Below are 564 nucleotides of genomic sequence, written 5' to 3' on the forward strand. Positions count from 1 at the left end.
GCAGAGTACATGGACTTATTGCTGACGCGTTTATGGCAATACTTCGGTTTTAATGACATTTACAACATCTCATTAGTGGCCGTGGGCGGATATGGTCGCGGTGAACTGCATCCGTTGTCCGACATAGACATTCTCGTTCTTTCTAACAACAAACTGCCGACTGCGTTAGAAGCGAAAATCAGTGAATTTATTACCTTACTATGGGACTTAAAACTGGAAGTTGGCCATGCGGTTCGCACTGTCAATGAATGTGCACAAATCGGTCGTGACGATCTAACGGTTGCCACTAACCTACAAGAAGCACGTCTGCTTTGTGGCAGCGAAGACACATTCCAAGCTCTAAAAAAGGTCGTGCTATCCGACTCTTTCTGGCCGAGCGAAACCTTCTACCGCGCAAAAATCCAAGAACAACGCGAACGTCATGCTCGCTACCACGATACGACCTATAACTTAGAGCCCGATATCAAATCGACCCCAGGAGGTCTTCGCGATATTCACACTTTGAGCTGGGTAGCGCGTCGTCACTTTGGCGCCACATCTCTGCTAGAGATGAGCCGTTACGGC

At 48.2% G+C, this 564-nt stretch carries 1 protein-coding gene; it reads left to right on the forward strand.

The features are described 5' to 3' along the window. A partial coding sequence (locus R7E78_RS29105) for a nucleotidyltransferase domain-containing protein (protein WP_318059017.1) occupies window positions 1-564 on the forward strand: 564 nt, incomplete at both ends.

The sequence above is a fragment of the Vibrio sp. YT-19(2023) genome (genome assembly GCF_033337395.1).